Source organism: Serratia quinivorans, from assembly GCF_052113645.1.
GTDB classification, from domain to species: domain Bacteria; phylum Pseudomonadota; class Gammaproteobacteria; order Enterobacterales; family Enterobacteriaceae; genus Serratia; species Serratia quinivorans_B.
Map to the genome: position 1 here is coordinate 88,895 of NZ_JBIEIU010000002.1, position 21,494 is coordinate 110,388.

19 protein-coding genes are annotated in these 21,494 nt (G+C 56.4%); 12 read left to right on the top strand and 7 right to left on the bottom strand.

The window, feature by feature from the left end; genetic code table 11:
• Positions 1 to 60: 60 nt before the first annotated feature.
• From phoB to proY, 6 genes are all read left to right on the top strand, one after another.
• Complete coding sequence (gene phoB, locus ACGS9J_RS05675; protein WP_012005482.1) at positions 61 to 750, top strand: phosphate response regulator transcription factor PhoB; 690 nt, start codon at positions 61 to 63, stop codon at positions 748 to 750.
• Between the two features lie 24 nt (positions 751 to 774).
• Positions 775 to 2,091, top strand: a complete 1,317-nt coding sequence (phoR, locus tag ACGS9J_RS05680) for a phosphate regulon sensor histidine kinase PhoR (RefSeq protein WP_442230057.1) — start codon at positions 775 to 777, stop codon at positions 2,089 to 2,091.
• 14 nt (positions 2,092 to 2,105) lie between these two features.
• Positions 2,106 to 3,044: a PstS family phosphate ABC transporter substrate-binding protein gene (locus tag ACGS9J_RS05685; protein ID WP_442230058.1), complete on the top strand. Its 939-nt coding sequence runs from the start codon at positions 2,106 to 2,108 to the stop codon at positions 3,042 to 3,044.
• A 210-nt stretch (positions 3,045 to 3,254) separates the two neighbouring features.
• Complete coding sequence (locus ACGS9J_RS05690; protein WP_442230059.1) at positions 3,255 to 4,367, top strand: cobalamin-independent methionine synthase II family protein; 1,113 nt, start codon at positions 3,255 to 3,257, stop codon at positions 4,365 to 4,367.
• Positions 4,368 to 4,808: 441 nt separating this feature from the next.
• Complete coding sequence (gene brnQ, locus ACGS9J_RS05695; RefSeq protein WP_442230060.1) at positions 4,809 to 6,128, top strand: branched-chain amino acid transport system II carrier protein; 1,320 nt, start codon at positions 4,809 to 4,811, stop codon at positions 6,126 to 6,128.
• A 71-nt stretch (positions 6,129 to 6,199) separates the two neighbouring features.
• Positions 6,200 to 7,606: a proline-specific permease ProY gene (gene proY, locus ACGS9J_RS05700; protein ID WP_442230061.1), complete on the top strand. Its 1,407-nt coding sequence runs from the start codon at positions 6,200 to 6,202 to the stop codon at positions 7,604 to 7,606.
• A 242-nt stretch (positions 7,607 to 7,848) separates the two neighbouring features.
• Here proY and ACGS9J_RS05705 read toward each other — a convergent pair whose 3' ends face one another.
• From ACGS9J_RS05705 to ACGS9J_RS05720, 4 genes are all read right to left on the bottom strand, one after another.
• Entirely contained in the window at positions 7,849 to 8,136 is a 288-nt protein-coding gene (locus ACGS9J_RS05705) for a HigA family addiction module antitoxin (RefSeq protein WP_044548648.1), read from the bottom strand.
• Positions 8,136 to 8,414 carry a type II toxin-antitoxin system RelE/ParE family toxin gene (locus ACGS9J_RS05710; RefSeq protein WP_044548650.1) on the bottom strand — a complete coding sequence of 93 codons (279 nt, stop codon included), beginning with the start codon at positions 8,412 to 8,414 and terminating at the stop codon, positions 8,136 to 8,138. The genes ACGS9J_RS05705 and ACGS9J_RS05710 overlap by 1 nt, the downstream gene beginning before the upstream one ends.
• Positions 8,415 to 8,498: 84 nt before the next feature.
• Positions 8,499 to 8,768, bottom strand: a complete 270-nt coding sequence (locus tag ACGS9J_RS05715; protein ID WP_442230062.1) for a hypothetical protein — start codon at positions 8,766 to 8,768, stop codon at positions 8,499 to 8,501.
• Positions 8,769 to 8,902: 134 nt separating this feature from the next.
• Complete coding sequence (locus ACGS9J_RS05720; RefSeq protein ID WP_442230063.1) at positions 8,903 to 10,168, bottom strand: mechanosensitive ion channel family protein; 1,266 nt, start codon at positions 10,166 to 10,168, stop codon at positions 8,903 to 8,905.
• A 248-nt stretch (positions 10,169 to 10,416) separates the two neighbouring features.
• Here ACGS9J_RS05720 and malZ point away from each other — a divergent pair, with 248 nt between their 5' ends.
• Complete coding sequence (gene malZ / locus ACGS9J_RS05725) at positions 10,417 to 12,240, top strand: maltodextrin glucosidase (RefSeq protein ID WP_442230064.1); 1,824 nt, start codon at positions 10,417 to 10,419, stop codon at positions 12,238 to 12,240.
• Between the two features lie 72 nt (positions 12,241 to 12,312).
• Here the strand turns inward: malZ and ggt are convergent, their stop codons facing one another.
• The 3 genes from ggt to ACGS9J_RS05740 form a co-directional block, all read right to left on the bottom strand.
• On the bottom strand, positions 12,313 to 14,076 hold the full coding sequence (ggt, locus tag ACGS9J_RS05730; protein ID WP_442230065.1) for a gamma-glutamyltransferase: 1,764 nt from the start codon (positions 14,074 to 14,076) through the stop codon (positions 12,313 to 12,315).
• 230 nt (positions 14,077 to 14,306) lie between these two features.
• Positions 14,307 to 14,909, bottom strand: a complete 603-nt coding sequence (locus tag ACGS9J_RS05735; protein ID WP_234589440.1) for a peroxiredoxin C — start codon at positions 14,907 to 14,909, stop codon at positions 14,307 to 14,309.
• A 229-nt stretch (positions 14,910 to 15,138) separates the two neighbouring features.
• Positions 15,139 to 15,720, bottom strand: coding sequence for an ACP phosphodiesterase (locus ACGS9J_RS05740; RefSeq protein ID WP_442230066.1), 582 nt, complete (start codon positions 15,718 to 15,720; stop codon positions 15,139 to 15,141).
• Between the two features lie 244 nt (positions 15,721 to 15,964).
• Between ACGS9J_RS05740 and queA the strand changes: the two genes are divergently transcribed.
• The 5 genes from queA (at position 15,965) to secF (ending at position 21,451) form a co-directional block, all read left to right on the top strand.
• Positions 15,965 to 17,035 carry a tRNA preQ1(34) S-adenosylmethionine ribosyltransferase-isomerase QueA gene (gene queA / locus ACGS9J_RS05745; protein WP_442230067.1) on the top strand — a complete coding sequence of 357 codons (1,071 nt, stop codon included), beginning with the start codon at positions 15,965 to 15,967 and terminating at the stop codon, positions 17,033 to 17,035.
• A 73-nt stretch (positions 17,036 to 17,108) separates the two neighbouring features.
• Positions 17,109 to 18,233, top strand: a complete 1,125-nt coding sequence (gene tgt / locus ACGS9J_RS05750; RefSeq protein WP_442230068.1) for a tRNA guanosine(34) transglycosylase Tgt — start codon at positions 17,109 to 17,111, stop codon at positions 18,231 to 18,233.
• A gap of 33 nt (positions 18,234 to 18,266) precedes the next feature.
• Positions 18,267 to 18,599, top strand: coding sequence for a preprotein translocase subunit YajC (yajC, locus tag ACGS9J_RS05755; RefSeq protein ID WP_012005503.1), 333 nt, complete (start codon positions 18,267 to 18,269; stop codon positions 18,597 to 18,599).
• Positions 18,600 to 18,624: 25 nt separating this feature from the next.
• Positions 18,625 to 20,472, top strand: a complete 1,848-nt coding sequence (secD, locus tag ACGS9J_RS05760) for a protein translocase subunit SecD (protein ID WP_442230069.1) — start codon at positions 18,625 to 18,627, stop codon at positions 20,470 to 20,472.
• A 10-nt stretch (positions 20,473 to 20,482) separates the two neighbouring features.
• A complete protein-coding gene (gene secF, locus ACGS9J_RS05765) occupies positions 20,483 to 21,451 on the top strand; it encodes a protein translocase subunit SecF (RefSeq protein ID WP_442230070.1) in 969 nt (322 codons plus the stop codon).
• The last annotated feature ends 43 nt before the right edge of the window (positions 21,452 to 21,494 follow it).

Sequence of the window (21,494 nt, forward strand, 5' to 3'; positions counted from 1 at the left end):
ACTGACGCATAATGGCGCCCGCAATCAACTGTGATCGCTAACACATTGGCAGGATTGACGATGGCAAGACGCATACTGGTGGTGGAAGACGAAGCGCCGATCCGTGAGATGGTGTGCTTTGTGTTGGAACAGAATGGTTACCAACCGTTGGAAGCTGAGGATTATGACAGCGCTGTGACGCGCCTGTCTGAGCCGTTTCCTGATTTAGTGTTGCTCGACTGGATGTTGCCAGGGGGCTCTGGCATTCAGTTTATTAAACATATGAAGCGTGAAGCGATGACCCGTGATATTCCGGTGATGATGCTGACAGCGCGCGGTGAAGAAGAAGACCGGGTGCGCGGTCTGGAAGTCGGGGCGGATGATTACATCACCAAACCCTTCTCGCCGAAGGAACTGGTGGCCCGCATCAAAGCGGTAATGCGCCGCATTTCACCGATGGCGGTGGAAGAAGTGATTGAAATGCAAGGGTTGAGCCTGGACCCATCCTCACACCGCGTGATGGCTAACGAGCAAGCGCTGGATATGGGGCCGACCGAGTTCAAACTGTTGCACTTCTTTATGACCCACCCGGAGCGCGTTTATAGCCGCGAACAGTTGCTTAATCACGTCTGGGGCACTAACGTTTATGTGGAAGACCGCACCGTTGACGTGCATATCCGTCGACTCCGTAAGGCGTTAGAGACCAGTGGTCATGACAAAATGGTTCAAACCGTTCGGGGCACCGGCTACCGATTCTCAACGCGCTACTGATCGCGCCGCGCTGGAGAATATGCCGTGTTAGAACGTCTATCCTGGAAGAGGCTGGCCCTGGAGCTGGCCCTTTTCTGCTTGCCTGCCTTACTGCTGGGGCTGATGTTCGGTTATCTGCCCTGGCTGCTGCTGGCCTCGGTGCTGGCGGCATTGGTATGGAATTTCTACAACCAACTCAAACTTTCCCACTGGCTGTGGGTCGACCGCAGCATGACGCCGCCGCCCGGGCGTTGGAGCTGGGAACCGCTGTTTTACGGTCTGTATCAGATGCAGCAGCGGAACCGTCGTCGTCGCCGTGAGCTGGCGCTGCTGATCAAACGCTTCCGTAGCGGGGCGGAATCGCTGCCTGATGCGGTGGTGATGACTACCGTCGAAGGCAATATCTTTTGGTGTAACGGGTTGGCGCAGCATCTGCTGGGCTTCCGCTGGCCGGAAGACAATGGCCAGCACATCCTTAACCTGCTGCGTTATCCGGAGTTCAGCCACTATCTGCAACAGCAGGAGTTCTCACGCCCCTTGACGCTGCAACTGAACAACGAACATTACGTGGAATTCCGCGTGATGCCCTATTCCGAAGGGCAGTTGCTGATGGTGGCGCGCGATGTGACCCAGATGCGCCAGTTGGAAGGGGCACGGCGCAACTTCTTCGCCAACGTCAGCCACGAGTTACGAACGCCGCTGACGGTGTTGCAGGGCTACCTGGAGATGATGAGCGACGAAGAGCTGGATGGTTCGCTGCGTGGCAAGGCGCTGGGCACCATGCAGGAGCAGACCCGGCGTATGGACGGGCTGGTCAAACAACTGTTGACGCTGTCACGTATCGAGGCCGCGCCCAATGTCGAAATGAATGAGCGGGTCGATATTCCCCTGATGCTGCGGGTTTTGCAACGCGAGGCGCAATCACTGAGTGGCGGTAACCACGAGATCACCTTCCGGGTGAATGAGCAGCTCAAGGTGTTTGGTAACGACGACCAACTGCGCAGTGCGGTGTCGAATTTGGTGTATAACGCCGTCAATCATACACCGAAAGGCACCCATATTGAGGTCAGTTGGCAACAGACGCCAAACGGCGCGCAGTTCCAGGTCAGTGATAACGGGCCGGGCATCGCTGCCGAGCATATTCCACGCCTGACCGAACGTTTCTACCGTGTCGACAAGGCCCGTTCACGCCAGACCGGCGGCAGCGGTTTGGGGCTGGCGATCGTCAAGCATGCGCTCAGCCACCACGATGCGCGGCTGGAGATCCTCAGCGAGCAGGGCATCGGCACCCGATTTATCTTTACCTTGCCTAACCGGTTGATTGTTCCCGCGGCTTTATCAGAGAATGCGGTGAAAAATTAACGCGAGAGGCTGGCATGATCCGAATCACCCGAGGGCTGTTGCTTTGTCTGGCGTTGCTGGCAAGCAGAGGCGCGCTGGCGCAGCCGGATGGCATGCTGTCCGGCAACCTGTCGAGCGTCGGTTCCGATACGCTGGCCAATCTGATGGCGCTGTGGGCACAGGACTTCAGTCAGCATTACCCCAACGTTAACCTGCAGATCCAGGCCGCCGGCTCTTCCACTGCGCCGACCGCGTTAGCGGCGGGTGCAGCGCAGCTTGGCCCGATGAGCCGCCCGATGAAGGCGGCAGAGGTGTCGGCGTTCGGGCATCGCTACGGCTATGCGCCGCTGGCGGTACCGGTGGCCGTAGACGCGCTGGTGGTGCTGGTGCATCAGGACAATCCACTGCGTGGCCTTAACCTGCAGCAACTCGATCGAATTTTCTCCGCGACTCTGCGCTGTGGCGAAAGCCGGCCGTTGACGCGTTGGGGAGAGCTGGGGTTGACCGGCGATTGGCAGCAACGCACCCTGCAACGTTTTGGCCGCAATTCGGCCTCCGGCACTTACGGGTATTTCAAACTGCGTGCGCTGTGTGGCGGTGATTTTATGCCGCGCGTCAATGAGCTTCCGGGGTCCGCTTCGGTGGTGCAGGCGGTGGCCGGTTCGCTGAACAGTATCGGTTACGCCAGCATCGGTTTTCGCGCCAGCGGCGTGCGACTGTTGCCGTTAGCGGAGTCCGGCGAAAACTATGTCATCCCTAATGACGTAAACGTGCGCAACGGCAGCTATCCGTTGTCGCGCTATCTGTATATTTACATCAACAAGGCGCCCAACCAGCCGCTGGAGCCGCTGACGGCCGCATTTCTTGATCGCGTGTTGTCAGATACCGGGCAAAATCTGGTCAATCACGACGGTTACCTGCCACTGCCGCCCGAGACCCTGCGGAAAACCCGCCTGGCGCTGGGCCTGCAATAAGTCTTGCCTGGGGGCCTTCTGCCCCCAACATGAATTTCTTTCATCCCCCATGAAAATTCTTCCGTTGCCGCCCGGCAGTCGACATGACAGCATGCTGTTCATAAAGATTATGGACGTCTGGATGTCTATTTGTAACCCAGCGTCATAGTTCACACTGTAAATTACTGAGGCAAAGGCCCCGATCTTTTGCCCGCTACCGGGAGTCATACTATGTGCGATTGCAACTCTGCTTTTCACGCTGACGTTGTCGGCAGTCTGTTGCGCCCCACGGCGCTGAAAACCGCGCGTCAACAGTTCCAACGGGGTGAGATTGATGCCGCCGGCTTGCGGGAGATTGAAGATGAGCAGATCCGTCTGGCGGTGGCAAAGCAGAAAGATCTCGGCCTGGCGGTGGTGACCGATGGGGAGTTCCGTCGGGCATGGTGGCACTTTGACTTTTTGGAAGGGCTGGATGGCGTGGAAGGCTACGACGCGGAGCAGGGGATCCAGTTTAACGGCGTACAGACCCGGGCGCGCAGCATCAAGGTGGTGGGTAAACTGGGCTTCAATCCGCAGCACCCGATGCTGACTGACTTTCGTTTTCTGAAGGCCACCGCCGGTGATGCGGTGCCGAAAATGACCATTCCAAGCCCTAGCGTGCTGCACTTTCGCGGTGGGCGCAAGGCCATCGACAGCCAGGTTTATCCGGATCTGAACGCCTATTTCGACGATTTGGCGCAGACCTACCGCGATGCGATCAAGGCGTTTTATGATGCGGGTTGCCGCTATCTGCAACTGGATGACACCGTCTGGGCCTACCTGTGCTCAGACGATCAACGGCGGCAGATCCGCGAACGCGGAGAGGATCCGGATCTTCTGGCGCGAATTTATGCTGATGTGCTGAATGCGGCGATCGCCGACAAGCCGGAAGATCTGATCATTGGCTTGCACGTTTGCCGCGGTAACTTCCGCTCCACCTGGATCTCTGAGGGAGGTTATGAGCCGGTGGCGGAGATCCTGTTTGGTCAGGTGAACATCGACGCCTTCTTCCTGGAATACGACAATGAACGTTCCGGCGGTTTCGAGCCGCTGCGTTTCATCAAACCAGGCAAACAGCAGGTGGTGCTGGGCTTGATCACTACCAAAAACGGTGAGCTGGAAAATCCTGAGCAGGTGAAACAACGTCTTGAGGAAGCGGCGCAGTATGTTGATCGTCGCCAACTGTGCCTCAGCACCCAGTGTGGTTTTGCCTCGACCGAAGAGGGCAATAGTCTGAGTGAACAGCAGCAGTGGAATAAGCTGCAAAGCGTGGTGAATATTGCTCAGCAGGTTTGGCAACGGTGAAAATCCCGTTCAGACCGCGCGGAAACTGGATGTTTATTGGTGTTTTCGCGCGGTCATGAGCCATCTGCTTCACGTTTTGTGAATGCGTTGCTCAAAAATGATACAAATCATGTATTGTATATTTATTGATAGCCACTACGATCGACTGGTGTCGAAAGATTATCTGGTCGATAGCTCTGCTTTTTGTCGTGCGTCTTGCCTTTCAACGCTATAAACGTTTAACTTAGCCTCCGTTGTCGGACTAAACCTCCATTTATAACTCCTAAAACTCTGCCCATCATCATGAGTGGTCACTTTCGAATAAGGACAAAACGCCGGACGTTATGCGTTTTTTGCTCTTATTGGTCTCGCGATGAAATGGCAAGCCGGCAACCGGGTGGGGCATAACGCTACCCCCATATCGGGCATTTTTTTTCATTTGAACAGGCAACACGACATCGTATGAGTCATCGTTTAACGTCAAAAGATATTATCGCATTGGGTTTTATGACCTTTGCCTTATTCGTCGGCGCCGGAAATATCATTTTCCCGCCGATGGTCGGTTTACAGTCCGGTGAACACGTCTGGACCGCAGCTATCGGCTTCCTGATCACCGCCGTCGGTCTGCCGGTGATGACCGTGATCGCCCTGGCGCGCGTCGGTGGCGGCATTGACGCCCTGAGCTCGCCGATTGGCCGTCGCGCCGGTCTGTTGCTGGCTACTGTCTGCTATCTGGCCGTAGGTCCGCTGTTCGCCACCCCGCGTACCGCGACCGTCTCCTTCGAAGTGGGCATCGCGCCGCTGACCGGTGATGGCGCCATGCCGCTGTTTATTTACAGCCTGGTGTACTTCGCGTTGGTGATCGGCATTTCCCTGTATCCGGGCCGCCTGCTCGATACCGTGGGCCATGTGCTGGCACCGCTGAAAATTGTTGCGCTGGGCGCGCTCGGCATCGCCGCGCTGGTTTGGCCGGCAGGTACGCCGATCCCGGCGACCGACATTTATCAGAACGTTCCCTTCTCTTCCGGCTTCGTCAACGGCTATCTGACCATGGATACGCTGGGGGCGCTGGTCTTTGGCATCGTCATCGTTAACGCCGCGCGTTCCCGCGGGGTAAAGGATGCCGGCTTGCTGACGCGTTACACCATTCTGGCCGGGTTGATTGCCGGTGTGGGTCTGACGCTGGTTTACCTGAGCCTGTTTAAACTGGGTTCCGGCAGCGGCGTGTTGGTGCCGGACGCGACCAACGGTGCGGTGATCCTGCATGCTTACGTGCAAAACACCTTCGGTGGGCTGGGCAGCTTCTTCCTGGCGGCGTTGATCTTCATCGCCTGTATGGTGACGGCGGTTGGCCTGACCTGCGCCTGCGCCGAGTTCTTTGCCCAATATCTGCCGTTCTCTTACAAAACGCTGGTGTTTATTTTGGGGCTGTTCTCGATGGTGGTGTCCAACCTGGGCCTGAGCCATCTGATCCAGATCTCCATTCCGGTGCTGACCGCGATTTACCCGCCGTGCATCGTGCTGGTGGTGCTGAGCTTCACCCTGCGCTGGTGGAACAGCGCGTCGCGTATTATCGCGCCGGTGATGTTAGTCAGCCTGTTGTTTGGTATCCTTGACGCGGTGAAAGCGTCCAGCTTCCAGCAAATGCTGCCGGATTGGACCAATCACCTGCCATTGGCAGCACAGGGTCTGGCATGGTTGTCGCCTTCGCTGTTGATGCTGGTGCTGGTCGCGATTTATGACCGGGTTTGTACGCGTTCCGAAGTGACCGCGCACTCATAATTCCCCGGCTAAATTTTGGGCCACGGACTTGTCCGTGGCTTTTTTACGTTTAAAAAACACGGGTTATTTTCATGCAACAACAGTCACCCACCGCTCCCGCGCCCAATAAGCTAAAACGCGGTCTCAGTACCCGTCACATTCGCTTTATGGCTCTGGGGTCGGCTATTGGTACCGGCCTGTTCTACGGTTCGGCGGACGCGATTAAAATGGCCGGCCCAAGCGTTTTGCTGGCGTACCTGATTGGCGGCATCGTCGCTTTTATCATCATGCGTGCGCTGGGCGAGATGTCCGTCAACAACCCGCAGGCCAGCTCGTTTTCGCGTTACGCGCAGGATTACCTTGGCCCGATGGCCGGGTATATCACCGGCTGGACCTACTGTTTTGAAATCCTGATCGTTGCGATTGCCGACGTGACCGCTTTCGGCATCTATATGGGCGTGTGGTTCCCCGAAGTGCCGCACTGGATTTGGGTGTTGAGCGTGGTGCTGGTCATTGGCGCCATCAACCTGATGAGCGTGAAGGTGTTCGGTGAGCTGGAGTTCTGGTTCTCCTTCTTTAAAGTTGCCACCATTATCATCATGATTGCTGCCGGTATCGGCATCATCATTTGGGGGATTGGCAACGGCGGACAGCCGACCGGCATCCATAATCTGTGGTCCAACGGCGGCTTCTTCAGCAACGGCTTTATCGGCATGATCCTGTCGCTGCAGTTGGTGATGTTCGCCTACGGCGGTATCGAAATTATCGGCATCACCGCCGGCGAAGCCAAAGACCCGAAAAGCTCGATTCCCAAGGCCATCAACTCGGTGCCGTGGCGTATTCTGGTGTTCTACGTCGGCACGCTGTTTGTCATCATGTCGATCTATCCGTGGAACCAGGTCGGCACCAACGGCAGTCCGTTCGTGCTGACTTTCCAGCATATGGGCATCACCGTAGCTGCGGGCATCCTCAACTTTGTGGTGATCACCGCGTCGTTGTCGGCGATTAACAGCGACGTGTTTGGCGTTGGCCGCATGCTGCACGGCATGGCCGAACAGGGCCATGCGCCGAAGATGTTCAGCAAGGTGTCCAAACGCGGTATTCCGTGGGTCACGGTAGTGGTGATGATGCTGGCGCTGCTGTTGGCGGTCTATCTCAACTACATCATGCCGGAAAACGTGTTCCTGGTGATTGCCTCTCTGGCGACCTTCGCCACCGTGTGGGTGTGGATCATGATCTTGTTCTCGCAGATTGCCTTCCGTCGCAGTCTGAGCAAAGAGCAGGTGAAAGGTTTGGCGTTCCCGCTGCGCGGCGGGGTATTCACCTCGGTGGTGGCGATCATCTTCCTGGTGTTTATCATCGGTCTGATTGGTTACTTCCCAACGACGCGTGTCTCGCTGTACGCCGGTTTAGTGTGGGTGGTGGTGCTGTTGGCGGGGTATTACTTCAAGGTCAACCGCCAGAAGAAGCTGGCAACGCCGGCGCAGCAGCAAGATTGAAATTGAAAACACCGGCCATGAGCCTAATGCTTGTCAGTTAAGGCGATATTGTCCCCTCTCCTTTGGGAGAGGGTTAGGGTGAGGGGATACATACCAACGCAAAAGCCCCCTCACCCCGGCCCTCTCCCTCTGGAGAGGGGGACGCCCACTTAAACAACGTCGTACATTCTTATTCAGAGCTTTGCTTAAGTGACCGGCATTAGGCCATGAGCCGGTGTTTTTCTGTAGGTGTATTTTGTGTACTAGGCAAAATCCAGCTTGCGCAGCTTTGATACGTCGATAGATTGTCTGGCGTGCCACAAATCATAAGTATCCTGCATTTCCATCCAGACCCGCTCGGAGCTGCCGATGACAATGGACAAACGGATAGCCATTTCTGGCGATATATCTGATTTACCGTTAATCAGACGCTGTACCGTTGATGGTGCCACGTCTAATGCTTTGGCCAAGCCACGAGCACTGAGGTTTAATGTCTCCATGGTCTCTTTTATCAATTCCCCGGGGTGTGGCGGGTTAAACATTTGAGTCATTAGTGATAATCCTCATAGTTAACGATATAGACGTCACCCTCTACCAATTTAAAGGTGATTCGCCAATTACCGGTTACTGTTATTGACCAAAGTCCGCTTCGATCGCCGGTTAACGAATGCAACAAGAAACCGGGAAGATCGACATCATTGATCTCTTTGGCCAGATTCAACACGCTTAGACGGAGGCGGATTTTTTTCGCCTGTTTGGCATCAATACCTGCGGTTGAACCCGTTTCAAAAAATTTCTTTAGTCCCTTATGCCTGAAGCTTTTTATCATCCTGATGGCTCCTTGGGTGTTGCGTTATACGCATCATAATTTTCTGCCGCGCATGGCGCAACGTTTTTGATGGTTTTGTAACCTCTATTGCTTATGCTTATCCTCAGGCTCGTCGTCACCGGAGGCACGAGCCTCGTTGCGCAGGCTGCTGTCGCTCAGCCGTTCCTCTTTCCCTTCTCCGGCTACGCGCGCCAGCACTTCGCGAATATCCTGCATGCTGCTGCTCAGGGCGCTCAATGACGGTTGCAGGGGGCGGCTCAGGCGGCTTTCGTCCAGCGAGGCGCTGTGCAGACAGCCGATAAACAGTAGCGTGGCCAGCAGGGTAAACAGCCGGTGTTTTACCTGTTTCAGCAAGGGCGACTCTTTCTTTCACATGGTATGGGTGAACGTATTAACACCGCTTTACATGGGCAAGAAAAGGGGCTGGAGACATCTGCTGGCAATTGGCGGGGAATAATTACCAGCAGAAACAGTTACGTCAGCCTGCGTCAGGAAATGTCTGCCGCCTGGCGTATCGGGTTCAGCATGCTGCGCATGTCGTTACCGGTTGGCGTTTGGTGTACCCGCAGATCGAATTCGTTAATCACCGCCAAGAGATGGTCGAAGATATCCGACTGAATACTTTCGTATTCTGCCCAGAGCGTGGTGTTGGTGAAAGCGTAAATCTCCAGCGGCAAGCCCTCTGGCAGCGGTGCCAATTGGCGTACCATCAGTGTCATATTCTGGTGAATGCCCGGATGGGCGCGCAGGTACGCCACCAGATAAGCGCGCAGCGTGCCAAGATTGGTCAGGCGGCGGCCGTTGAGCGGTGAACTGAGGTCTACGCCACTCTGCTGGTTATGTTGGCTCAATTCCTGCGTTTTATCGTTCAGATAACGTTGCAGCAGCGGGTTACGGTTCAGTCTCTGCTGCTCTTCATCCGACAAAAAATGCACGCTGGTGGTGTCGATATTGATGCTGCGCTTGATGCGGCGTCCGCCGGATTCCGACATGGAACGCCAGTTCTTGAAGGAATCGGAGATCAGCGCGTAGGTGGGAATGGTGGTCACGGTATTGTCCCAATTGCGCACTTTGACCGTGGTCAGGCCAATGTCGGTGACTGCGCCGTCGGCACCGTATTTCGGCATTTCCAGCCAGTCGCCGATGCTCAGCATATCGTTGGCGGAAAGCTGAATGCCGGCCACCAGGCCGAGGATCGGGTCTTTAAACACCAGCATCAGCACCGCGGTCATCGCACCCAGCCCGCTGAGCAGCAGCAATGGCGATTTCCCCATCAGCAGCGAAACGATCATGATGCCAATCAGGATCGCCGCCACCAGCTTCAGCCCCTGAAAAATACCGCGCAGCGGCAGCTGCTTGGATATCGGACTTTGGCGCAGCATTGCCAGCAGCGTATCCAGCAGGGAAAACAGCGACAGCAGGGCGAAGCCCATGATCCAGACCTGGGCGGCGGTGACGATAATCGCCTGAGTCTCGCTACCGGCGTGCAACCACAGCACCGCCTGCAGATTAATGATCACCCCTTGCAGCAACAGCGCCATACGCTGGAACAGCTTGTACTGGGTGATCGCCTGTTGCCAGACGCGTTGCGACTGTTGACCACGGCGTTGGATCGCCGCCAGCACCACGCGGTGCAACACCAGGTGGATCACCACCGAAATCAGGACGATCAGCCCCAGCACCATCAGCAGGGACATCATCCCGCTGAACTCCAGCCCGAACTTCTCCAGCCACAGGGTTATCTGTTGTTGCATTGCCGCTCCTTTAAAAATGCGCAAAAAATATCCAATACACTCAAAAGACGTTAGCCTAAGGGTTGCGGGCCATAATGTGCGGCTGTTTACCTTTTTTTACATAGGGTTAGTGCTGTTTGATGATCTCCACCCCCCGGCTCCTCCCCGAGTTTACCGGCCAGAGAGGAGGGGGACTTGCACTCAACGTGGCATTGTTCGTGGCATTGAATAACGTCGTCGATTTCGTTTTGTACAGCAGGAGGAAAGTCATGCTTAACGCCTGGCATCAACCGGTCCCACCTTTTGTGGTGAAGAAGGGACAACGCCTGGATATCACGCTGTGGTTACAGGGTAATGAACTGCCTGAGCGGGTCTTTTTACGCGCAGAGCCGGACAATGAAGAGTGGCTGCTGATAATGAAAGGGCAGCAGGTTGGCGGGCTGCAGCGCTATCAGGCCAGCCTGACCCTGAATGAGGGCGAGGCAACCCGCCGTTACTGCTTCAAACTGGTCTGGGCCGACCGCCAGCAATGGTTTGGTCCACAGGGAAAATCTCTGACGCCGCCGGGACAGTTGACGCAATTTGCCGTCGACGTACCCGATAGCAGCCCCGCCTGGGTGGCAGATCAGATTTTTTATCAGATTTTCCCCGATCGCTTTGCCGGCAGCGGCGGTGAACATGGCATTCAGAGCGGCAGCTATCGTCATCATGCGGCCGGCTGCGATGTCGTACGCCGTGACTGGCAACATCCGCTGGAAGACCGGCATGCGGCATCCACCTTCTATGGCGGCGATTTGGACGGCATCAGCCAAAAATTGCCCTACCTGCAGCAACTGGGCGTGACGGCGCTGTATCTGAACCCGATCTTCACCGCCCCGAGCGTGCATAAATACGATACCGAGGACTATTATCAGGTCGATCCCTATTTCGGCGGCAACGCCGCTTTGCAGCGTTTGCGAGTGAGCACTCACAAGGTGGGGATGAAACTGGTGCTCGACGGGGTGTTTAACCATACCGGCGACTCTCACCCATGGTTTGACCGCCACCAGCAAGGTGACAGCGGCGCTTGCCATCACCCGGACTCGCCGTACCGCGGCTGGTTCAATTTCTACCCTGATGGCCGCGCGCTTGACTGGAAGGGCAACGCCAGCCTGCCGAAGCTCAATTTTGCCGAACCCCAGGTGGCTGAGGCGATTTATCGCGGTGATAACAGCGTGGTGCGTCATTGGTTGCGCCCGCCCTACAGCATTGACGGCTGGCGGCTGGACGTGGTGCATATGCTGGGTGAAAACGGCGGCGCCACCGGCAATCTGCAGCATCTGGCGGGGATTTATCAGGCGGTTAAACAGGAAAATTCGCAGGCCTATGTTCTGGGCGAGCATTTTGGCGATGCGCGGCGCTGGCTGCATGCCGGCGTTGAAGATGCGGCAATGAACTACATGGGCTTCGCCCTGCCGGTCAGGGGCTTTTTAGCCGGGTTGGACGTGGCGCATCACCCGGTGCAGATGGCTGCGGCGGACTGTGCACAATGGATGGACGACTACCGGGCAGGCCTGCCGCATGGCCGCCAGTTGATTCAGTTCAACCAGCTCGACAGCCATGACACCGCGCGCTTTTTGACATTGTTGCAGGGCAATCAGGCGCGGATGCGGATGGCGGCGGTGTGGCTGATGAGCTGGATCGGCGTGCCTTGTTTATATTATGGCGATGAAATTGGCCTGGACGGTGCCAACGACCCGTTCTGCCGTAAACCTTTCCCGTGGGATGAAAGCCAGTGGGATCAGAGCCTGCTGGCTTTGTTCCAGCGGATGGCGGCGTTGCGTAAGAAGAGCCTGGCGCTGCGACGTGGCGGGTGTCAGATCCTGCATGCCGTCGGTGAGACGCTGGTGTTTGTGCGCCTCTATCAACAAGAACAGGTGCTGGTAGCGATACAGCGTGGCGGCAGTGGTGCAGTGACGTTACCGCACAGTCCGTTGCTGGCGGCAGGCCAATGGCAACGGTTGGAAGGGGATGGAGAAATGGGCGAAACGCAGAACGCGCTTGCGCTGCAACTGGGCGAAGAGTCGGTCACCCTGTGGCGGCGGCCAGGCTAAGCCAAGATGAAGCAGGGCCGGAGTACCGGCCCTTAATTCAGTTAGTGGGCGTTCACACGCCCTGTCAGATCATCAATAGCCTACGGCTGAACCGGCCGGGCGACGAATGTCATTGGCGCCGTACAGGTAGCCTTCGCGTACTTTACCGGAAACGGCGGAGTCGTTGCCGGAGTTGGCCGGGCTGACACCGGCGGCACCCGGCAGGCCCACCAGAATCAGTTCGGCCGCACCCCATGGCGTTTGCTCAACCATCTTGTAACCCATACCGGCAAGGATTTTCAGCGTATCGGCAGAAACGCCACGCTGTTCGTAATAAACCTCATCCGGCAACCACTGATGGTGGATACGTGGTGCATCTACCGCCTCCTGCGGCGCCATGCCGTGATCAATCACGTTCAGTGCGGTCTGCAGGGTGATGGTGATGATGCGCGAACCGCCCGGCGAGCCGAGCACCATAAAGATTTTATTGTCCTTGGTCACCAACGTCGGGCTCATCGACGATAGTGGGCGCTTACCGGGGGCAATGCTGTTGGCGGTGCCCTGCACCAGGCCATAGAGGTTTTTCTCGCCGACCTTGACGGTGAAATCATCCATCTCGTCGTTGAGGAAGAAGCCGGTGCCCGGGGCGATCACCACCGCGCCAAAGCGACCGTTGACGGTATAGGTAGTGGAGACGGCGTTGCCGTCATGATCGACAATCGAATAATGGGTGGTTTCCGGTTTTTCGTGGGGTTCCATGCCAGGCTGCACGTTTTCTGACGGTGTGGCCTGGTCCGCGACGATTTTCTTGCGGATCTCTTCGGCATAACTCTTGCTGACCAGTCTGTCGATCGGGTTCTTGATGAACTCCGGGTCGCCGAGGTAGGTGTTACGGTCCATATAGGCGTGGCGCATCGCTTCGGTCATGGTGTGGATGGCCGCCGCCGAATTAAAGCCCATGCTTTTAAGATCGTAACCTTCGACCACGTTGAGGATTTCGCACAGCGTCACGCCGCCAGAGCTTGGCGGCGGGGCCGAAACAAATTTATAGCCGCGATAGCTGCAGGTAATCGGCGGGGTTTCGGTCACTTTGTAGTTGGCGAAGTCGGCCGCGGTCAGGATGCCCCCGCCTTGTTTGGCCGCCGCCTCTACCGCCTGGGGAATTTTGCCTTGGTAGAAGGCGTCAGGGCCGTCTTTGGCGATAGCGGCCAGGGTGTTGGCCAAATCACTCTGCACCAGGCGATCGCCCGGCTGCAGTGGCGTGCCGTCCGGGCGCAGGAAGATTTTGGCGGATTCCGGATCCTGTTTAAAGCGCGCGATGGTGGTGTCGAGGATATCGGTATCGGCACGGGTCAATACAAAGCCCTCACGAGCCAGTTTGATCGCCGGCCCCATGACCTGTTCGCGACTCAGTTTGCCGTATTTCTGGCGTGCGGTTTCCATGCCCAACACGGTGCCCGGTACGCCCGCCGCCAGATAGCCGTACAGGCTGGCACCTTTCTTCACGTTGCCCCCGGCATCCAGATACATGTTGGCGCTGGCTGCCGCCGGCGCCGTTTCACGGAAGTTGATGAAGGTATCGGTGCCGTCGGCCAGGTGCACCGTCATAAAGCCGCCGCCGCCAATGTTGCCGCAGCACGGGTTGACCACCGCCTGCGCATAGCCAACGGCCACTGCTGCATCTACGGCGTTACCGCCCAGCTTAAGGATATCGACGCCGACCTGCGAGGCCAGATGTTGCGACGTCACCACCATGCCGTTTTTGGCTTCGACCGCCGGATTGGATGCGGCATACAGGCTGCTGCTGACCAGCAGCGCCGCCATGGTCAGCGGTTTGCTCCATTTCTGTAAAAACATAGTTATTCCTACCCTGTCAGTTTTCTTATTGTGTTTGGCTTGCCACGGGTGCAGTGCAAAGAGTGGGCCAGCGTTATTGATACTAGCTGCAGATAAGGGATTGTGCGGAATACGGCCAGGAAAATGTGAGCGGAAACAAGGAAGTGAAGCACGGAAACTGGGCAGGGTGCCCTAATTTGGCGCAAAAAAAACCGGCCGCGAGGGCCGGTTGATACACTTGCAGGCTGAAATTACAGCTTGGAAGCGTTCTCGGACAGGTATTTAGCCACGCCGTCCGGAGAGGCGCCCATACCTGCTTTGCCTTTTTCCCACTGAGCCGGGCACACTTCGCCGTGTTGCTCGTGGAATTGCAATGCGTCAACGGTACGGATCATTTCGTCGATGTTACGGCCGATTGGCAGGTCGTTAACAACCTGAGCACGAACCACACCGTCTTTGTCGATCAGGAAAGAACCACGCAGGGCAACGCCTGCTTCTGGGTGCTCGATGCCGTAAGCTTTCTGAATTTCACGCTTAATGTCAGCAACCATTGCGTATTTCACTTCCCCGATGCCGCCATTCTCGACTGGGGTTTTACGCCATGCGTTGTGGACAAATTCTGAGTCGAATGAAACGCCAACCACTTCAACGCCACGCTTCTGGAATTCTTCATAGCGGTGATCGAAAGCGATCAGCTCAGAAGGACATACGAAGGTGAAGTCCATCGGCCAGAAGAACAGGACGGCCGGTTTGCCGTTCAGGTGCTTCTTCAGGTTGAAGTTTTCAACGATTTCGCCACTGCCAAGTACGGCAGCTGCGGTGAAGTCAGGGGCTTGACGAGTTACCAGGACCATAATTACTCCTGTAATAGGTGTTAAGGGGTTGATGTAAAAACAAGGGCCAGTATAGGGGCCACGACAGGGTGAATAAAGGGTAAAAGACCAATCGATGAGATAGCTTTTACCTATTAAAGTCGTTGATTAAATTTAGCGAGCTTTAAAAATAACCTTTTCCCATAAAAGGGCAAGGCTTAAAAAGCAATTTCTTGTAAAGCATCGCATTTTCAAGGGGTTTGGTTTGACCTTACAGCTTTTTGTCTTTTGCCTGCTGCATCATCTGTGGGTAAAACTGCCAGAACTGTGTTTCAAGCTGATGATAGTTGCGCTCCACGTCGGCGAAAGAACCTGCCAGCGCGGCCAAACGCGGACGACGGCTGGCCATCCCCGCCAGTACGTTGCCGATAAACGGCAGTTCGGCGTAGCGTTCCAGCCAGCGTTCCGGCCATAAATAGCCGTTCAAATTCTGAAAGCGCGGCGGTGTCATCGGCAAATGCGGCACGATCTGGCTGCGGGCTTGCTGGGTGAAGCCGTGCAGGCTGAGAGAAGGCTCGAGTTGCTGCCAGTGGCGTGCCAGGAAGTGATCCCACACCACGTCTAGCGTGATCGGCGCCACGCGCCGGTGTTCTGCAGAGAAGTAGTCGCGGCAGGCTTTGACCTGCGGCAGGCTGTCGGTCAGGACATCGACGCGGCGGTGCATCATAATGCCGGCCACCACCTCGGGATCGTACTCGCCCGCGGGGTTGCCGCGCACGAAGTCGGCCAACAGATTGCCCAGTAACGAGCTTTCCGCTAGCTGGGCCAAATGGAGATGTGCGAGAAAATTCATCCGGCAACTATACCTGAAGTCATGCAAATCCTCCTTATTTCTTGCCGCTGACCGCCCGCAGCTTTAGACTAGGCCGCCTGTTTTTTATGACCAACATACCCGTCGCCTTTCAAGCCGCAGTATTGTTGGCTGCACTTGCCCATTCCGGTCACTTACTCAAGTAAGCTCCCGGGGATGGGCAAGCTGGCCGCCTAACTGCAACTTGAAATTCATAGGGTATATACAATTGAAGAAGTGAATACCCATGCGCGTCGCCGATTTTTCGTTTGAACTCCCCGAGACCCTGATTGCCCGTTATCCCCAACCTGAGCGCAGCGGCTGCCGTTTGCTGCAGTTGGACGGGCCGAGCGGGGCGCTGACGCACGGCGTATTCACCGATCTGCTGGATAACCTGGACGCCGGCGATTTGCTGGTGTTCAACAATACCCGGGTGATCCCGGCGCGCATGTTTGGCCGCAAGGTCAGCGGCGGCAAGATTGAAGTTCTGGTGGAGCGCGTGCTGGACGACCATCGGGTATTGGCGCACGTTCGCGCTTCAAAGGCCCCCAAGCCAGGCACCGACCTGCTGCTGGGCGACGATGAAAGCATCGCCGCAACCATGGTGGCGCGCCACGATACGCTGTTCGAACTGCGTTTCAACGATGAGCGCGACGTGTTCACTATCCTTAATGCCGCCGGTCATATGCCGCTGCCGCCGTATATCGATCGCCCAGACGAAGACGCGGACCGTGAGCTTTACCAGACGGTTTACAGCGAGAAGCCGGGTGCCGTAGCGGCACCGACCGCCGGGCTGCACTTCGACGAGCCGTTGTTGGCTGCGCTGCGCGAGAAGGGCATCGAGATGGCCTTCGTGACCCTGCATGTGGGCGCGGGCACCTTCCAGCCGGTGCGGGTGGAAACTATCGAAGAACACGTCATGCACGCCGAATACGCGGAAGTGCCGCAGGACGTGGTTGACGCGGTATTGGCCTGTAAAGCTCGCGGCAAGCGCGTGGTGGCGGTGGGCACCACCTCGGTGCGTTCGCTGGAAAGCGCCGCCAACGCCAGCCAGCAGGCGTTAATCGCGCCGTTCTTCGGCGATACCAGCATCTTTATCTTCCCGGGCTACCATTATCAGGTGGTCGACGCGCTGGTGACCAATTTCCACCTGCCGGAGTCGACGCTGATTATGTTGGTTTCCGCCTTTGCCGGTTATAAAAACACCATGAATGCCTATCAGCAGGCGGTGGCCGAGCAATATCGTTTCTTCAGCTATGGCGATGCTATGTTCATCAGCCGTAACCCGCAGGCGGAGCAAGAGTCCGTCGGCGAATAAATTCCCTGAGTCGCGCAACTGGCGTGGCTCGATGTTAATCACGCCAGACTGTTTCTCTGGCGCTGGAGGCTTTGTGAAGTACGAATTAGACACAACCGATGGCCGCGCTCGTCGCGGTCGCCTGATCTTTGAACGCGGCGTGGTGGAAACCCCGGCCTTTATGCCTGTCGGCACCTACGGCACGGTAAAAGGCATGACGCCGGAAGAAGTCAAAGAGACCGGCGCACAGATCCTGCTGGGCAACACCTTCCACCTGTGGCTGCGTCCAGGCCAGGAGATCATGAAGCTGCATGGCGATCTGCATGATTTCATGCAGTGGCATGGCCCGATCCTCACCGACTCCGGCGGCTTCCAGGTGTTCAGTCTGGGTGCGATGCGCAAGATTAAAGAAGAAGGCGTTCATTTCCGTAACCCGATTAACGGCGATAAAGTTTTCCTCAGCCCGGAAAAATCGATGGAAATCCAGTACGACCTGGGATCTGACATCGTGATGATCTTCGACGAATGCACACCGTACCCGGCAGACTGGGACTACGCCAAACGTTCGATGGAGATGTCATTGCGCTGGGCGCAGCGCAGCCGCCAGCGTTTTGACGAGCTGAATAACAAAAATGCTTTGTTCGGCATTATTCAGGGTGGTGTTTACGAAGATTTACGTGATGTTTCAGTAAAAGGGCTGGTGGATATCGGTTTTGATGGTTACGCTGTGGGCGGCTTGGCGGTCGGCGAGCCGAAAGAGGATATGCATCGCATTCTTGAACATGTTTGCCCACAAATTCCGGAAGATAAGCCACGTTACCTGATGGGCGTCGGCAAGCCGGAAGATCTGGTTGAAGGCGTGCGTCGCGGTATCGATATGTTCGACTGCGTGATGCCAACGCGTAATGCCCGTAACGGCCATCTGTTCGTGACTGACGGTGTGGTAAAAATCCGTAATGCCAAGCACAAGGATGATACTTCTCCGCTGGATAAAGACTGTGATTGCTACACGTGTCGCAATTACAGCCGCGCCTACTTGCATCATCTCGATCGTTGCAACGAAATACTGGGTGCCCGATTGAACACCATTCATAACCTGCGTCACTACCAACGCCTGATGGCGGGTTTACGCGAGGCCATTGAACAGGGTAAATTAGAGCTGTTTGTTGCGGATTTCTACGGTCGGATCGGTAAACCGATTCCACCTTTAAACGCTTGAATTAATAATTGATAACTTAATGAGGGAATTTCAATGAGCTTTTTCATTTCTGACGCCGTCGCATCCGCAGGAGCTCCGTCTCAGGGAAGCCCGTACTCTCTGATCATTATGCTGGTGGTTTTTGGTCTGATTTTCTATTTCATGATCCTGCGCCCACAGCAGAAACGCGCTAAAGAGCACAAGAAACTGATGGACTCCATCGGCAAGGGTGATGAAGTGCTGACCACCGGTGGCCTGATTGGCCGCGTGACCAAAGTGGCTGACACCGGCATCATCGCCATTGCGCTGAATGACACCACGGAAGTGATGATCAAGCGTGACTTCGTGGCGGCCGTTCTGCCGAAAGGTACCATGAAGGCCCTGTAATTTTGTTTTCCCGAAGGGAATTGCCGTGCTAAACCGTTATCCTTTGTGGAAGTATCTGATGCTGATCGTGGTGATCATCGTCGGTCTGCTTTACGCGCTTCCCAACATCTATGGTGAGGATCCGGCTGTACAAATCACTGGCGCGCGCGGTGTCGCCGCCAGTGAAACTACGCTGGACCAAGTCCGTACCGTATTAGAAAAAGACAAGATCGCGAGCAAGTCGATTGCGCTGGAAAATGGCGCCATCCTGGCTCGCTTTAGCAATCCTGACATTCAGCTGCGTGCCCGTGAAGCCTTGATGGCCGAACTGGGTGACAAATTCGTGGTGGCGCTGAACCTGGCTCCGGCCACGCCAGCCTGGTTGGCGATGCTGGGTGCAGAACCGATGAAACTCGGTCTGGACCTGCGCGGTGGCGTGCACTTCCTGATGGAAGTCGACATGGACACTGCGCTGAGCAAGCTGCAGGAACAGACCATGGATACCCTGCGCAGCGAGCTGCGTGAAAAGGGCATTCCTTATGCGTCTATCCGCAAGCTGGACAACAACGGCGTGGAAGTGCGTTTCCGCGACGATGCTGCCCGCGATCAGGCCATCAGCTACCTCAGTCCGCGTCAGCGCGATATGGTGTTCTCTGCCAACGGCAGCAACACCCTGAAAGCCAGCTTGACGGATGCCCGTCTGAGCGAAGCGCGTGAATATGCGGTACAGCAGAACATCACTATCCTGCGTAACCGTGTTAACCAGCTCGGCGTTGCCGAACCGCTGGTGCAACGCCAGGGCTCTGACCGTATCGTGGTTGAGCTGCCGGGTATTCAGGATACCGCTCGCGCGAAAGAGATCCTGGGCGCTACCGCCACGCTGGAATTCCGTTTGGTTAACACCAATGCGGACACCACAGCAGCGGCCAACGGCCGTGTGCCGGGCGACTCGGAAGTGAAAGACACCCGTGAAGGCCAGCCTGTCGTGCTGTACAAGCGTGTGATCCTGACCGGTGACCACATCACCGACTCCACTTCCAGCACCGACGAATATAACCAGCCGCAGGTTAATATCTCGCTGGACAGTGCCGGTGGTACCGCGATGTCCAACTTCACCAAGGACAACATCGGCAAGCCGATGGCGACCCTGTTTGTGGAGTATAAGGACAGCGGCAAGAAAGACGCCAACGGCCGTGCGATTCTGGTGAAACAGGAAGAAGTGATCAACGTGGCGAACATTCAGTCACGTCTGGGCAACAGCTTCCGTATTACCGGCATCGGCAACCCGAACGAAGCACGTCAGCTGTCACTGCTGCTGCGCGCCGGTGCGCTGATTGCGCCTATCCAGATCGTGGAAGAGCGCACTATCGGCCCGACCCTGGGACAACAGAACATCACCCAAGGTCTGGAAGCCTGCTTGTGGGGCCTGGTGGCATCCATCGTGTTTATGGTGGTTTGGTACCGTAAGTTCGGCATGATCGCTACCACGGCGCTGGTCGCCAACCTGGTGCTGATTGTCGGCGTGATGTCCCTGTTGCCGGGGGCGACGCTGACCATGCCGGGCATTGCCGGTATCGTGCTGACGCTGGCGGTGGCGGTCGACGCCAACGTACTGATAAATGAACGTATCAAGGAAGAGCTGAAGAACGGACGTTCCGTTCAGCAGGCGATCCATGAGGGCTATAAAGGCGCGTTCTCCAGTATCGTTGACGCCAACATCACCACCCTGATCACCGCAATCATTCTGTACGCAGTAGGTACCGGTTCGATCAAGGGCTTTGCGATTACCACCGCAATCGGTGTGGCGACGTCCATGTTCACCGCGATTGTCGGTACCCGTGCCATCGTCAACCTGCTTTACGGCGGCAAACGCATTAACAAGCTGTCTATCTGAGGAGTGCGTTGTGGCACAGGATTATACTGTTGAACAACTCAACTACGGCCGTAAAGTCTATGACTTTATGCGCTGGGATTACGTGGCCTTCGGCATCTCGCTGGTGCTGTTGATCGCGTCAATCGCCATTATGTCGGTGCGCGGTTTTAACTGGGGTCTGGACTTCACCGGCGGTACGGTGATTGAAATCAGCCTGGAACAACCGGCCAACCTCGATCTGATGCGCGATACGCTGGAAAAAGCCGGGTTCCAGGACCCGGTTATTCAGAACTTTGGCAGCAGCCGTGACGTGATGGTGCGTATGCCACCCGCGACCGGTACCGCAGGCCAGGAACTGGGTAACAAAGTGATCGGCGTGATCAACGACTCTGTCGATAAAAACGCCACGGTGAAGAGGATTGAGTTCGTCGGCCCGAGCGTGGGCACCGAACTGGCGCAAAACGGCGGCATGGCGCTGCTGGTGGCGTTGATCTGTATTCTGATTTACGTCGGTTTCCGCTTCGAGTGGCGTTTGGCGCTGGGGGCGGTTATTGCGTTGGCGCATGACGTGATCATCACCATGGGCGTGCTGTCGCTGTTCCATATCGAGATTGACCTGACCATCGTCGCATCATTGATGTCGGTTATCGGTTACTCGTTGAACGACAGCATCGTGGTTTCCGACCGTATTCGTGAGAACTTCCGCAAGATCCGCCGCGGGACGCCTTACGAAATCATGAACGTGTCGTTGACCCAGACACTGAGCCGTACTTTGATGACCTCCGGTACCACCCTGATGGTGGTGCTGATGCTGTACATCTTCGGTGGCGCGATGCTGCACGGCTTCTCTCTGGCGATGTTGATCGGTGTGTCTATCGGTACCATATCCTCTATCTACGTGGCGTCCGCGCTGGCGTTGAAACTGGGTATGAAACGCGAACACATGCTGCAGCAGAAAGTGGAGAAAGAGGGCGCAGATCAGCCTTCTATCATGCCTTAATCTGTCGGTGAGTTGAAATACGATGCCGGGCCGGTTTATCCCG

What these genes read in the sequence shown, in the direction of transcription:
- phoB (WP_012005482.1), top strand. Translation starts at nt 61, where the DNA reads ATGGCAAGACGCATACTGGTGGTGGAAGACGAAGCGCCGATCCGTGAG.
- ACGS9J_RS05685 (WP_442230058.1), top strand. Translation starts at nt 2,106, where the DNA reads ATGATCCGAATCACCCGAGGGCTGTTGCTTTGTCTGGCGTTGCTGGCA.
- ACGS9J_RS05690 (WP_442230059.1), top strand. Translation starts at nt 3,255, where the DNA reads ATGTGCGATTGCAACTCTGCTTTTCACGCTGACGTTGTCGGCAGTCTG.
- brnQ (WP_442230060.1), top strand. Translation starts at nt 4,809, where the DNA reads ATGAGTCATCGTTTAACGTCAAAAGATATTATCGCATTGGGTTTTATG.
- proY (WP_442230061.1), top strand. Translation starts at nt 6,200, where the DNA reads ATGCAACAACAGTCACCCACCGCTCCCGCGCCCAATAAGCTAAAACGC.
- ACGS9J_RS05705 (WP_044548648.1), bottom strand. Translation starts at nt 8,136, where the DNA reads ATGACTCAAATGTTTAACCCGCCACACCCCGGGGAATTGATAAAAGAG.
- ACGS9J_RS05710 (WP_044548650.1), bottom strand. Translation starts at nt 8,414, where the DNA reads ATGATAAAAAGCTTCAGGCATAAGGGACTAAAGAAATTTTTTGAAACG.
- ACGS9J_RS05720 (WP_442230063.1), bottom strand. Translation starts at nt 10,168, where the DNA reads ATGCAACAACAGATAACCCTGTGGCTGGAGAAGTTCGGGCTGGAGTTC.
- malZ (WP_442230064.1), top strand. Translation starts at nt 10,417, where the DNA reads ATGCTTAACGCCTGGCATCAACCGGTCCCACCTTTTGTGGTGAAGAAG.
- ggt (WP_442230065.1), bottom strand. Translation starts at nt 14,076, where the DNA reads ATGTTTTTACAGAAATGGAGCAAACCGCTGACCATGGCGGCGCTGCTG.
- ACGS9J_RS05735 (WP_234589440.1), bottom strand. Translation starts at nt 14,909, where the DNA reads ATGGTCCTGGTAACTCGTCAAGCCCCTGACTTCACCGCAGCTGCCGTA.
- ACGS9J_RS05740 (WP_442230066.1), bottom strand. Translation starts at nt 15,720, where the DNA reads ATGAATTTTCTCGCACATCTCCATTTGGCCCAGCTAGCGGAAAGCTCG.
- queA (WP_442230067.1), top strand. Translation starts at nt 15,965, where the DNA reads ATGCGCGTCGCCGATTTTTCGTTTGAACTCCCCGAGACCCTGATTGCC.
- yajC (WP_012005503.1), top strand. Translation starts at nt 18,267, where the DNA reads ATGAGCTTTTTCATTTCTGACGCCGTCGCATCCGCAGGAGCTCCGTCT.